Here is a 12,821-nt window from a genome sequence, read left to right on the forward strand (position 1 = left end):
AGTGCCGCACATCATAAAGCCCACCGAGGTGGGCTTCAAGTGCAACAGAAGAATTTAAATTTTATTGAGGGTCGGCCCAAAGCCCATCTTGCATATGCAAAATAGAATCTGCCGTTTGCGCCAATTGTTCATCATGGGTCACAATTAACATGGCCATGTTAAATTCTTGGCGTAAATCGCTGAGTAATTCAAAAATTTTAACCGCAGTTTTCCGATCTAAATTACCTGTAGGCTCATCCGCCATCATCAAGGCCGGTTTTGCCACCAATGCACGTGCAAGCGCGACACGTTGGCGTTCACCACCAGACAACTCGCCTGGCTTATGCGTTAAACGATGTGATAGCCCAACACGGTTTAATAAATATTCTGCCTGTTCTTTGACGTCTTTATAATTCGTCCCTTCACGTAACATCAAAGGCATTGCGACATTCTCTAAAGCCGAAAATTCTGGCAATAAATGATGAAACTGATAAACAAAACCAAGATGCTGATTACGTAAATAACCCCGCTCTGCCTCGCCCATATGGTCGAAGCGCTGACCATTGAGCCAGACTTGCCCTTCTGTAGGACGATCTAATCCCCCTAACACATGCAGCAAGGTACTTTTACCCGAACCACTTGACCCTACAATTGAAATAAACTCACCTGCATGGACTTTTAAAGATAAGCCTTTAATCACTTCAACCGTTGATTTGCCATCCGTAAAATGTTTGACCACATTTTTGGCTTCTAATACCACGTTACTCATAACGCAAAGCCTCCGCAGGTTGAATTTTGGCAGCACGCAAGGCTGGGTAAATGGTCGCCAAGAAACTTAAAATTAAAGACAGGCTGACAATAATCACCACATCTTGCCATCTTAAATAGGATGGTAAGTAGTTGATAAAATAAGCATCGAATAAATGTAAACCGAGTGTAGTATTTACCCAATCAATAAAACCACTGATTCCTGTCGCCAAAATAATACCTAAAACTGCACCCGCTACAGTACCAATGACCCCAATAACCGTACCCTGCACCATAAAAATTTTGGTAATGGTGGCAGGTGAAGCACCGAGCGTTCGCAATATCGCAATATCTGCCTTCTTATCCGTTACCACCATGACCAGTGAAGAAACAATATTAAATGCTGCAACCAAAACAATTAGGAACAACAATAGACTAACCATTGCCTTTTCCATCTGGATTGCACTGAACAAATTCCCGTGGGTATACGTCCAGTCTGAGGCGTAATAGTTGCCTGGCAATTCGCGCACAATATCATTACTCACTTGCGGGGCAACAAAAATATCATCCAGCTTTAAGCGAATCCCTTGTGCACCATCAGGTAAGCGAAGCAGCGTTGAAGCATCATTGAGTGCGATATAACCCATCATAGAGTCGACTTCTGCACCAATACTAAAAATACCGACAATCTTAAATCGCTTGAAGCGAGGTACCACACCTGCTGGTGAAGGTGTCGCTTCTGGCAAGACCAAAGTGACACTATCATTCAGACCCAAGCCCAACGCATCCGTTAACTGCTTGCCTAAAACGATACCAAACTCACCTTTTTTTAATTGATCAATATTACCTTCGACCATGTGGTCTTGAATAATCGAGACTTTTTTCTCGTATTCTGGCTCAATACCTGTCACCATAAGACCAGAAACCTGACCATGCGCAGTGATCATGCCCTGCAACTGTGTAAAGGGTGCTACACCTTTAACATGTTCATGCTGTTCAACTTTTTTTGCAAGTTCAGGCCAATCTGTTAAAATTTGTGTTGATGAAACAGTGGCTTGAGGTATCATGCCCAGTACACGGTTTTTCAATTCTCGGTCAAATCCATTCATCACAGATAAAACTGTAATGAGGACAGCCACACCTAATGTGAGACCGATCATTGAAACCAGAGCAATAAAAGAAATAAAGTGGTTGCTACGCCGTGCGCGAGTATATCTTAGCCCGATGTACAGCGAGATTGGTTTAAACATACCATCTAGTCCGAGGTAATACATTATGGAAAATTTACAGCATCAAAGCGCCTCAGCGGAACGTCGCGTTATGTCACGTATCGATGCTGCCTTGCGAATTAACTATCAGATTATTTCTGATGATGTTGCTCTTAATGATCCTTACGATCCAAATTTTGTCTTGCCCCGCTATTTTCTACTACTCGCAGAATTAGATCAATTTGATCTGGCATTAAACTACGAATTAGAACAATTAACTGAAAAAGATCAACAAATTGCTCGAATATTATCCTTATTCAATCAAAAATTAAACCTGATTACAGGGTCTTTATACGATGCAATTGTACAGTCCATGTTACCTGTGCCCGAACATGTCAATTTTTCAGAGAGCGGATTTAGTTTCCATAGCGATCGTGAGATTCAGGAAGGTACTTATATTCATGTCACCTTAAGCCATCCTGAAAACTTCTTCCATATTGCTGCAACTGCGCAAGTGGTGTATAGCCGTGATGAAGGGAAAGGAAAATACCGTACAGGGGCATATTTCATTACTCTACATCCACAAGATCGAGTCAAACTGGCTGAATGTGTCAACTTTGAACAATCTCCAGACTAGACTCATGAACTATCTGGATCGCTTTACTTTCAGAGCGAGTGCTTTGCTCGCTTTTAAATCTCGATAAAAATAGATAAACAAACCTAACAATAAAATACCCGCCCCCACAAAGACCATCAGTGACAACATTTCCTGATTGAGTATTGCCCCAATCAACATTGCTAAAATTGGCGTCATGACGGTAGTTAATGAAATGGTGGTCGGTTGTAAGTTTTGTACCAATTTAAAATAACAGAACATGGCAATCAGGGATGCCATGATCACCGTATAAAATAATGCCAACACCGATTTCAGTTGTGGCATATGAGTAGGTGCATACTGCCAAATGAAAGGAATTAAACAAGCCGCCGCAAGACTTGAAATCAGAATCGATCCCGTGGCTTGTGCAATTGGATTAATCGGCGCATTGACTTTTTTTACCCAAAACATCGATAAAGCATAAATAAATACGCTGAGCAGCATCAATAAAATACCAATCGGATGCACATGCTGCTGGCTACCCGTAAAGCAAATAATAGCTAAACCTGACACCGAAATCGTCATACCTAACCATTGCAGACGATGTAAATGTTGTTGAAAAGCAAAGCGACCTATCAGTCCTGCCATAATCGGAGCTAAACCGAACATCAAAGCAATCATCCCTGAGGATAAATACTGGGTCGCCATATAAGTAAAGATTTGCGAACCAATAAAACTCGCTGCGCCTGCCAGATAACTTTGCAAACTGATTCGGTCAAATGGCAAATGCACTTTGAGGATATAAACAAGACCCAAAGCCAACGGTAATGCAATAAAAAAGCGCAACACCAAAGCCCACATTAAATGGATGTCAGAAACACTCCATACTATGGCTAAAGGCGTCGTTGCCCAGATGAATACCAATAATGCATAGGTAGACGCCAAATTGGCTTTGGATGGCATAGTCAATTCCACTTAAACGCTGGTTTTGCGCTTTTGCTTTTGAATGGTTTGATCAAGACTGCTCGAAAATTCGCGTTTATCCCGTTCTGAAATTGGCGGTGGTCCACCCGTTTGTACGCCAGCCCCGCGTAAGGTGTCCATAAAATCACGTAAATGTAAGCGTGCTTTGACATTCGCTGTCGTATAAATTTCACCACGAGGATGAATCGCAATTCCGCCGTTCTCAATCACCTGAGCTGCCAAAGGAATATCTTGGGTTATCACAATGTCATTGGCTTGCATACGCGACACAATTTCTTGATCAGCTGCATCGGCACCACTCATCACTTGTATGGAATTAATACGTACCGAAGGCGTAATCCCCACGTTTTGATTGGCTACAAAAGTCACTTCCAACTGATAGCGATCTGAAGCACGTAAAATGACTTCACGTAAAATTTTTGGTAATGCATCAGCATCAACCCAAAGTTTAAAAGGCAGCACAGGCATCTACGATGTTAAAAAAAAAGTCTGCTCAGTGTAGCAAAAAGCCAAGCATTACTCTGCTGTTCATTTTAAATATACTTGAAAAGTATAATATTATTAAAAAAGCAAATAAAAACAATCTGTTCATTTAAAAGCAAGATTATGACAAATATACAACAGGCTTTACTTGCTCAGTCCAGATTCATCACTTAGTTTGTATTTTTACCCTTATTTTCATCCAGATAGACTTGAAATCTCCAAATCACCCTCGATTAATAGATTAAAGCCACTGAACATTCAAAATTGTGCTTATGAAAAATCAAAACAGACCAGAAATGATCAGCATCGAAGATCAAAACTTCGGCAGCCATGTAGAACATTGGAATCTGCTGACAGAAAATCCAACCACTGAAGTTCCCAAATGGTTAGGTCTGGCACTTGATGCACCCATTATGCCGATGGGGCTTTGTCGTGAAGAATGTGATATGGATACATCTGTATGGCTTATTCAAGGTCCTAGCAAAGAAAAAGTCCAACTGTGCCAAGTCATTGCGGTTGAAAACAACAAACCTAAAGCAGTTAAAACCGCTTTTCCGAGTTTTGAAAGCCCATACAAAGTCAAAGCCTCAATTGAGCGTATTATTACTTGTAAATCCAATACACAAGCCGTACTGCGTTTAAATTTAGGTGATAACAGCATTGTCTATGCCTTTGATAGCCTCTATAGCGTCAATCATGATCAATACCAAAAAGATCAAACGTACTTAGTCCAATTAAATGCATGGGCCTATGAATTAGAAGCAGTTTCTGAGCATGAGCAACTGGTTGTAGATGATCCAGCTTCGATTAAGCACCATCGTGCCTTGAACGATATTCTTGCAGCCAATGACGGCATTGCACCTGCCAATCTACAAGAACAAATCAATGCTTGGGAACCTAAGTGTGAGGATGACAAAGCACCTGTCACAGTAGATTTCTCCAAAATGGTTGCTTATTTGTATGGCGAAAAAATGGGGCAAGAAGATGAAGCTTGGTTCCAAGGTAATATTGTTGGCAAAACCAGCCTAGAATTTATGGGACAAGAATATACGCTCTATGATGTAACGCTTATTCATGATGAAAATCAAGAAGCCACACTCATTCGTATTGCGACCAAAGATGATCAATATAAACATTTTAATATTGGTCAATACATTCGTGGCAATATTTGGGTTCAAGTAAGTATTCACTCAAAAAACTAGTTTTTTCATCAAGATAGCGTTAAAAAACGGAATACAGAGATCGTCATGGATCAATAATTTGTATTCCGTTTTTTCGTATTTATTCGAATCAAAAGTATAGCCGCATTTTTTTGTTTATATTTTATCCACATTTTTTATTTTAAGATTCTTTTTTAAATTCAAATAATATAGAGTTATCCACAATTTTAAATTTATTTAAGGCTGTATTCCTCTTAAAATAAAAAACAAATAAAAACATTTAGTTATAATAATACTGAGTAAAAGTTAGATTTATTGAATATAGAGAAGTTATTTAAATTAAAATATGCACGATTTTCGAATTAATGCAAATTAGTACTTTATTTAATCAATTTTTTATGTCTATAATATGAACAAGCAATAGGATTTAACGATAATATAGATCGGAACGAAATATCTATGAAAATCGTACAAGAAGAAAATTTACAGCGCGTTGAAACTCAACTTGAACAACGCTACCCTCTTGATGTGATGTCATGCATTTTTTTTATTTTTGGCATGATGTCATCGGCTTATATTCTGCACCAGTTTATTCTTTAATTTGATGCTTAAAATAAAAAACCCATCTTATTCAGATGGGTTTTTGCATATTAGGATTAACCGTTACGTTTTGCAAAGTCATCCATAAAGTTAACCAATGCCTGTACCCCTTCTAAAGGAACAGCATTATAAATACTTGCACGCATGCCTCCCACAGAACGGTGGCCTGCCAAATTCAACAAGTGGTTTTCTTCAGCTTCTTTCAAGAATAACTTTTCCAAGTCAGGATTTGCCAAAGTAAATGGTACATTCATGATTGAACGGTTTGCTTCTACAATTGGATTTGCATAGAAGTCGCTAGAATCAATATAACCGTAAAGCAATTGGGCTTTTTGTAGATTCACTTGATGCATGGCATCTACACCACCATTTTCAAGTAACCATTCAAACACCAAACCAGACAAATACCATGCATACGTTGATGGCGTATTCACCATAGAATCATTTTTAGCTTGAGCCGAATATTTTAGCAAGCTTGGGATTTCAGGTTTTGCCTGATCCAATAAATCTTCACGAATAATGACCAGAGTTAAACCTGCTGGACCAATATTCTTTTGTGCGCCAGCATAAATCAGACCGAATTTAGACACATCTAAAGGTGCAGACAATATGCTTGATGACAAATCAGAGACCAATGGTTTATCTGTTTCTGGAATACCCGCAAACTGTAAACCACCAATCGTTTCATTGTCCGCATAATGCACATAAGCAACATCCGCTGATAAATTCCATTGACTTTGTGGTGTAATTGCCAGTTTACCGTCAATTTTTGTTCCAGCTTCTACAACATTAATATCGCCATAACGTTGAGCTTCTTGCAAGGCTTTTTCAGACCAAATACCCGTATGGATATAGTCGGCTTTATTATTTTTACCTAACAGGTTTAAAGGAATTGCAGAAAACTGTAATGATGCTCCACCCTGCAAAAACAAAACTTTGTAATTTTCTGGAATGTTCATGAGCTTACGTAAGTCAGCTTCTGCTTTTTCTGCAACCGCAACATAATCTTTGCTACGGTGGCTCATTTCCATAATGGACAATCCCTTGCCATGCCAATCCAACATCTCTTGTTGAGCTTTTTCTAAAACGGCAGTAGGTAATGCAGCAGGACCAGCACAGAAATTGTACGCGCGCATGATTTTTCCTTTCAGAGGTGAAACACAATAAAATGATGGCATTTAATCATATCTTGCTCAGGCTTGCAGTAAATTATCCTGAAAATATTTCAATGCTGTCGGGTATTTAAAGTCAAAACATCAATAAAGATCAGTTCTTTTTTTAGGTTGAATGGCTTTAATTAAAGACTCTCCTGCCACTAAGTAACTGACTATACGCACAATTAATGCTGGAATAACCACAAGCACATGAATCAGTATCGCGAATATTAAATATCCACCAAACTCCACATAACGCCATACCTGAATTTTTTTATTTTTTTGCTCCGTTAGATGTCGTGCTTTTAAATCTTTTAAAAATGTATTGCCATGTGCATCAATCCAGTTACGTGTGGACGGCGTATACAAATTTTGACAGGTGGTTCCGCGCTGAAATGCCAACCACATTCGTTGTGGTTTTAAGAAAAATCCCGTCGAAAGTGCAATTAAATTCATGATGCCAAGTATGGGATGATTCAACATAGAACCCGTTCCTAACTCCCAAGCGCTGACCTCGCCCTCACCAATTCTACCGACGCTGTAACCTGTTAAAATATGGTGTAAGTCATGATATTTTAGATATTTATGTCTGAGTGCAATATTCGGAAGTGGCACGAGCAAGCAGCCATTATAAACATGAACAGTACAAGGTTCTTGTTCAGCTTGAATCGGGGCAAAACCATTGTTTTGATAAAATAAATCTAAGGCTTGATGAATACTGATCTGGTCTGATTGTATTGAAGCAAGCGCTTGCATATTGAAAACATATTCAGCCATAACTATTTTTATCTAGGTTATTTTTTAAAAATTTAAATTTATCGTATTATATATTGACAGAAAAATGAGTCTAGCATCGGCGACACTCAAAATGTAAACGCGCTCGTTTACACCAATAAAATAAAGATCTGTATAATTCATTACAACGACAATGCGAGTTTGATTAATGCCACAGTGCTTTCAATTAAAACCAAGAAAATTAATGCCGACCATGAATCCCGTTTTCTCTGGTTTTATTTGCTTATGCACGAGCGTGTTATTTCATACTCCAAGTTATGCAAAATCAATTAGCTATATTGAGGCTGAACAAAACATACTGACTCAATCCTATAGCACTCGAGCTGCGCAAGCTCTACAACAATCTGCTCAACTGCAAGCCGAAGCAGTGAAAGGGCTTGGACTGCCGCGTATTGATTTAAATGTGCGTGCTTATGCCTTTCATAATGAAGTAGATGTGCCGCTAAATTCCTTAAAAAACAATCTGGATAATACGCTTACTCAGGGTGTGAATAATCAAATTGATCAATGGCAAAATAATAGTGGCATACCCACTGGAGTTACAGACACGCTAAAAGATGGTGTTGGGCAAGTCATTGACCGTGGTGTTGGGTTAATTCCCAATGAGACGACTGTAAATTTAGATGACCAAGTTGTACGCCCGACCGTTTCTGTTTTTATGCCTTTATATACTGGCGGACTGACCTCAAGTGCCAAACAAATGGCACAAATTCAGTCCGAACGCAGTGTCATCAATAATAAACAGCAACAAGACCTTCAGCGTTTCGAAATTATTCAAGCCTATTTTAACTCGCAGTTACAGACACAATTATTCGCGGCAAGTCGCTTTAATGCTCAAGCGATGCAAACGCATTATCAAAATGCGCTGAAATTAGAACAGCAAGGCTTTATTAGTAAAGGGCAACGCATGCAATTTGAAGTTGCTAAAAACAATGCTGAACGTTTAGCACAAAATGCCCGAGCCAACCTACAAGCCAGCTTGTTTCAGTTGAATAATCTCCTGCAAAGCAGTGAAATCACAGAATTAAGCACGCCTCTTTTTGTCAATACAACCCAAAATCATTCGATTAATCAATTATTAGCCAGTTACCCTGAACAATCCTCTCTGGTTCAAAAACTGCAAAAGGATACCGAACTTGCTGGAGTAAAAGTAAAAGCGGAATCGGCAGCCAAAAAGCCGACTGTATTTGCCTTCGGTGAATACAGCTTAGATGAACATCAAAACTGGATTGTTGGTATTGCCGCTCAGTACAATTTATTTTCTGGCATCGACAAACAGAAAAATATACAAGCTGCTGAATTACAAAGATACGCTTTACAGTTAACCACTCAGCGCACCAAGCAAGAGATCGAAAATATAATTTATAAATCGTATAGCGAGCTTGAAACTGCACAACAAAGTCATGTTTTACTGCAACAAAACATGCAAGCCGCTCAAGAGAATTTACGCATTCAAACGCTTTCATTTAAAGAAGATATGGGCACAGCCACACAAGTCATTGATGCTCAAAATGCCATGACCGCTCTTAAATCTGAAATGGCACTGAATGCGTATAAATATGTCATGTCATTAGCCACTTTATTACAAAACCATGGTTCCATCGCTGAGTTTCAAAGCTATGTAAATCAAAAAAATACACAATTTATTCGTTAACTTTAATGGGGAAACCACATGCATCAAGATCAATCAACACCTGATCAAGAACCGAATGCTTCCTCATTGGAAGAAGAAAATGCAGGTAAATCTGAAACTGATGTATCAGAGCAACTGACCGAAAATAACACTGGGACAGAAAATTCAGCAGAACACCTAAATGATGTCTCTGAAAAAGAGACTGATCCAACATCTAAAACTAAGCTTATTAAAAGTATTGGTATTGTCCTTGTCATCTTACTGCTTGGATTGATTGCATTTGGTTTGTGGAAAAGCTACCAACCCAAAATGGTTGAAATACAAGGAAGAGTTGAAGCGGAAACCCTTCATATCAGTACCAAAATACCGAGCCGCATTGAAGAACTCTATGTCCATGATGGTGAAAAAGTTCAAAAAAATCAGCCCCTCGTACGTTTGTATAGCCCTGAGATTGATGCTAAAAAGCAGCAGGCACTGGCTACTTTGCAATCTGCACTGGCACTGCAATCGACAGCTGATCGAGGCTCACAACAAGAGAATATTGATACCCTATTTGCCAACTGGCAAGCGATGAAAGCTCAACAAAACTTGGCTCAAACCACCTATCAACGTGGGGCCAAACTCTTTCAGGAGGGTGTTATTTCTCGTCAACGTCGTGATGAAATGCAAGCTGCTGCGCAATCAGCTGCTCAGTTGACTGAAGCTGCCTACCAACAATATGCTCGAGCAAAACGTGGAAGTACAACCGAACAAAAATCCACAGCCGATGCTCAAGTCGAAATCGCCAAAGCTGCTGTGGCAGAAGCCAATGCGCTAGATGCTGAAACAAAATTATTTTCACCTGTAAATGGTACGATTTCCAAAACTTACGGCAAAGTCTCAGAATTAGTCGCGATTGGCGTGCCTGTCATGAGTATTATTTTAGACGATGAGCTCTGGGTGAGTTTAAATGTTCGTGAAGATCAGTATGCTCAGGTCTATCAAGCCAAAACATTGCAAGGATTTATTCCCGCTTTAAATAAAACTGCACAATTTAAAATTGAAAACATTGATGCAGAGGGTGAGTTTGCCACCATTAAAACCACACGACAAACTGGAGGCTACGACATCCGTAGTTTTAAGCTCCATTTAACGCCAAGTACGCCCATCCCAGATCTTAAAGTTGGTATGAGTGTACTGTTTAAAGTCAAAGAGCCATCCTGATGTGGGCTGGTCTCTGGCGTGAACTTCGCTATTTAATCACACACAAATGGGACTTGTGTTTAGTTACTCTCGCCCCGCTAGGTGTTATTGTTCTATTTAGTTGTATGTTTGCGCAGGGAAAGCCTGAACATTTACCCATTGCGATTATTGATCAAGATCAAAGTAATCTAAGTCGTAATATCGAAAAATATTTATCCAGTAATCAAAGCTTGGCTATTTATACCGTAACGCCCGATTCCAATGAGGCCGAACGCCTGCTGAATGAAACAAAAATTTGGGGCTACGTACTCATTCCAGAAGGTGCTGAACAACGACTGGTTCAAGCCAAGGATGCTGAAATTGCTCTTGCGTTTAATCAAAGCTACTTCAGTGTGGGAAATTCTATTTCTTCTGCGATGCTCAGCAGTACTGTGCAAGCCATGGCAAATTACATGGGACAAAATTATTTAGAAAATAATATTCCTTACTTAGACATCCCTACCCCTAATGTCAAAATCTCGCCACTCTATAATCCAAGCCTCAGTTACGAATTTTATTTAGAACCTTTTGTCATTCCTGCTGTTCTACATTTATTACTCTGTTGTTGTGTGGCATTTTCCGTAGGTCAAGAATTTCAATTTGGGTCTGCAAAAAACTGGCTCAGATCTTCAACAATATGGACAGCGTTACTCAGTAAAATTCTTGTTTATGTTTTTATTTTCAGTATTTGGACATGGCTATGGATGTTCTGGCTTATAGAAATTCGAGGGTGGTTTGTGGCTGGTCAACTCTGGCTACTACTTTTAGCTCAGTTTTTATTTTATTTTGCCTATGCCTTAATTAGTACAACTGTAGTATTAGCTACTCATAATTTAGCCAAAACTTTTGGCTTTATTGCTGTATATGGCGGTTCATCCTTAAGTTTTGCAGGTGTGACACTCCCCTTAAATAATGCTCCTGCATTTACCAAATTTTGGGCAAATATTATTCCCTATACCCCTTATGCCAAGCTACAAACCGAACAATGGGTGGTTGGTAGTCCGATACAACTTTCATTCATTCCTTTAGCAATTCTAGGTTTTTATTGCCTCTTCTATTGGACAACTTCTCTCCTGTTATTAAAAAAACGTCGTGTAGAGGTGCAGGAATGAAACAAACATTAAAGTCATTTCTTTTCTACTTTGTAAAAACATTCAAAGATATTACAAAGAATAGTTCCATTCTTACCACGATGGTGCTTTCTATCTTCTTTTATAGTTTTTTCTACCCCACCGCATATAAAGCACAACATGCTCAAGCCTTACCCATCATTATTGTGGATGAAGAGCAAAGCACTTTAACTGCCAGTATCATTAATGCAGCAAGTAACAGTCCAAATATTCAGGTTCGTGCTGTAACAGGAAATTTTGCCGAAGCAGAGATGTGGGTAAAGCAGCAACGTGCCGATGGTATTTTGCTATTACCAAATAATTTGTCTAATAGTATTCATCGCGGTGAAGTCGGAGGTGTAGGGTTATATTTAAGTGCTGCCTATTTCTTAAGAACCAAACAAATTGGTTTGGGATTGGCAACAGCCATTGAAAATACCCTCGCTGAACGCGCAGAAAAGTTTGGACAGATTTCACATTTTTCACCCGTCCTTTCAGTTCATCAAATTCCACTATTTAATACCCTTTCAGGCTATGGCAGTTATATTTTTCCAGCGATTGCCCCATTAATTATCCATCAAACCATTGTCTTGGGCTTGTGTATGCTGGTTGCAGGTTATCGCAACTCAAATTGGCGGAGCAAAACAACTGAGTTTTGGGGCTTATATGCTGCTGCGCTAAGCATAGGTTGTTTGGGCTGCTTTTATTTATTTGGTTTTACCTTTTGGTTATATGACTATCCGCGTGGCGGAAATTTTTGGGGAATGCTAATTGCTGTCCCAATTTTTATAAGCAGTGTGATTGGACTAAGTCTGGTCTTGGCTTCTTATCTAGATCTTCCTGAACGTGCAGGTCATCTCATTGTTTTCACCTCCATTCCGCTATTTTTACTTTCGGGTACGGCATGGCCACATGCAGCTATGCCACAATGGATGCAATACTTAGGCTCAGTTCTACCCTCCACTCAAGGCATTCAAATGTTTATTCAATTGAATCAGATGGGTGTGCCTACGCAAATGGTGATACCTAAGCTCATTTATTTGAGCGTTTTTGCAGCTGTCTGTTTAAGCTGGGCATATTATCGCTTATCTAACACACGCAACTAATCGTTTATTCACCACTTTTATCCTACAAACTAATGGTATATTTAAAT

The 12,821-nt window shown here is 39.3% G+C and carries 13 protein-coding genes; 7 read left to right on the top strand and 6 right to left on the bottom strand.

From position 1 onward, the window contains the following. Window positions 1-61 precede the first annotated feature (61 nt). Both lolD and E0H87_RS07195 read right to left on the bottom strand, forming a co-directional pair. Window positions 62-748, bottom strand: a complete 687-nt coding sequence (lolD, locus tag E0H87_RS07190; protein ID WP_131322971.1) for a lipoprotein-releasing ABC transporter ATP-binding protein LolD — start codon at window positions 746-748, stop codon at window positions 62-64. Continuing rightward, on the bottom strand, window positions 741-1,976 hold the full coding sequence (locus E0H87_RS07195; protein WP_131322972.1) for a lipoprotein-releasing ABC transporter permease subunit: 1,236 nt from the start codon (window positions 1,974-1,976) through the stop codon (window positions 741-743). Before E0H87_RS07195 ends, lolD begins: the two co-directional genes overlap by 8 nt. Window positions 1,977-2,001: 25 nt before the next feature. On the opposite strand from E0H87_RS07195, the gene E0H87_RS07200 reads away from it, so the two are divergent. Beyond that, entirely contained in the window at window positions 2,002-2,571 is a 570-nt protein-coding gene (locus E0H87_RS07200) for a PilZ domain-containing protein (RefSeq protein WP_131322973.1), read from the top strand. Between the two features lie 9 nt (window positions 2,572-2,580). Here E0H87_RS07200 and E0H87_RS07205 read toward each other — a convergent pair whose 3' ends face one another. Both E0H87_RS07205 and E0H87_RS07210 read right to left on the bottom strand, forming a co-directional pair. Beyond that, the gene (locus E0H87_RS07205; RefSeq protein ID WP_131322974.1) at window positions 2,581-3,492 is read right to left on the bottom strand and encodes a DMT family transporter; all 912 of its coding nucleotides are present in this window, start codon (window positions 3,490-3,492) and stop codon (window positions 2,581-2,583) included. Between the two features lie 12 nt (window positions 3,493-3,504). After that, window positions 3,505-3,981 carry a YaiI/YqxD family protein gene (locus tag E0H87_RS07210; RefSeq protein WP_171458353.1) on the bottom strand — a complete coding sequence of 159 codons (477 nt, stop codon included), beginning with the start codon at window positions 3,979-3,981 and terminating at the stop codon, window positions 3,505-3,507. 287 nt (window positions 3,982-4,268) lie between these two features. Between E0H87_RS07210 and E0H87_RS07215 the strand changes: the two genes are divergently transcribed. Together E0H87_RS07215 and E0H87_RS16050 are read left to right on the top strand one after the other, a co-directional pair. Continuing rightward, window positions 4,269-5,198 (top strand): hypothetical protein, encoded by a 930-nt coding sequence (locus E0H87_RS07215; RefSeq protein WP_131322975.1) that lies wholly within the window; start codon window positions 4,269-4,271, stop codon window positions 5,196-5,198. Between the two features lie 417 nt (window positions 5,199-5,615). Continuing rightward, a complete protein-coding gene (locus E0H87_RS16050; protein ID WP_016165926.1) occupies window positions 5,616-5,756 on the top strand; it encodes a hypothetical protein in 141 nt (46 codons plus the stop codon). Between the two features lie 56 nt (window positions 5,757-5,812). Here the strand turns inward: E0H87_RS16050 and serC are convergent, their stop codons facing one another. Beyond that, window positions 5,813-6,892, bottom strand: coding sequence for a 3-phosphoserine/phosphohydroxythreonine transaminase (gene serC / locus E0H87_RS07220; protein WP_131322976.1), 1,080 nt, complete (start codon window positions 6,890-6,892; stop codon window positions 5,813-5,815). Between the two features lie 120 nt (window positions 6,893-7,012). Continuing rightward, a complete protein-coding gene (locus tag E0H87_RS07225; RefSeq protein ID WP_131322977.1) occupies window positions 7,013-7,687 on the bottom strand; it encodes a hypothetical protein in 675 nt (224 codons plus the stop codon). A gap of 211 nt (window positions 7,688-7,898) precedes the next feature. On the opposite strand from E0H87_RS07225, the gene E0H87_RS07230 reads away from it, so the two are divergent. The 4 genes from E0H87_RS07230 (at window position 7,899) to E0H87_RS07245 (ending at window position 12,774) form a co-directional block, all read left to right on the top strand. Further along, the gene (locus E0H87_RS07230; RefSeq protein WP_227547340.1) at window positions 7,899-9,359 is read left to right on the top strand and encodes a TolC family protein; all 1,461 of its coding nucleotides are present in this window, start codon (window positions 7,899-7,901) and stop codon (window positions 9,357-9,359) included. A 66-nt stretch (window positions 9,360-9,425) separates the two neighbouring features. Further along, window positions 9,426-10,541 carry an HlyD family secretion protein gene (locus E0H87_RS07235; protein ID WP_413773118.1) on the top strand — a complete coding sequence of 372 codons (1,116 nt, stop codon included), beginning with the start codon at window positions 9,426-9,428 and terminating at the stop codon, window positions 10,539-10,541. Next, window positions 10,541-11,671, top strand: a complete 1,131-nt coding sequence (locus E0H87_RS07240) for an ABC transporter permease (RefSeq protein WP_131322980.1) — start codon at window positions 10,541-10,543, stop codon at window positions 11,669-11,671. The genes E0H87_RS07235 and E0H87_RS07240 overlap by 1 nt, the downstream gene beginning before the upstream one ends. Continuing rightward, complete coding sequence (locus E0H87_RS07245) at window positions 11,668-12,774, top strand: ABC transporter permease (RefSeq protein WP_131322981.1); 1,107 nt, start codon at window positions 11,668-11,670, stop codon at window positions 12,772-12,774. The genes E0H87_RS07240 and E0H87_RS07245 overlap by 4 nt, the downstream gene beginning before the upstream one ends. The last annotated feature ends 47 nt before the right edge of the window (window positions 12,775-12,821 follow it).

The sequence above is a fragment of the Acinetobacter sp. ANC 4178 genome, assembly GCF_004331175.1.
In the GTDB taxonomy this organism is placed as follows: Bacteria; Pseudomonadota; Gammaproteobacteria; order Pseudomonadales; family Moraxellaceae; genus Acinetobacter.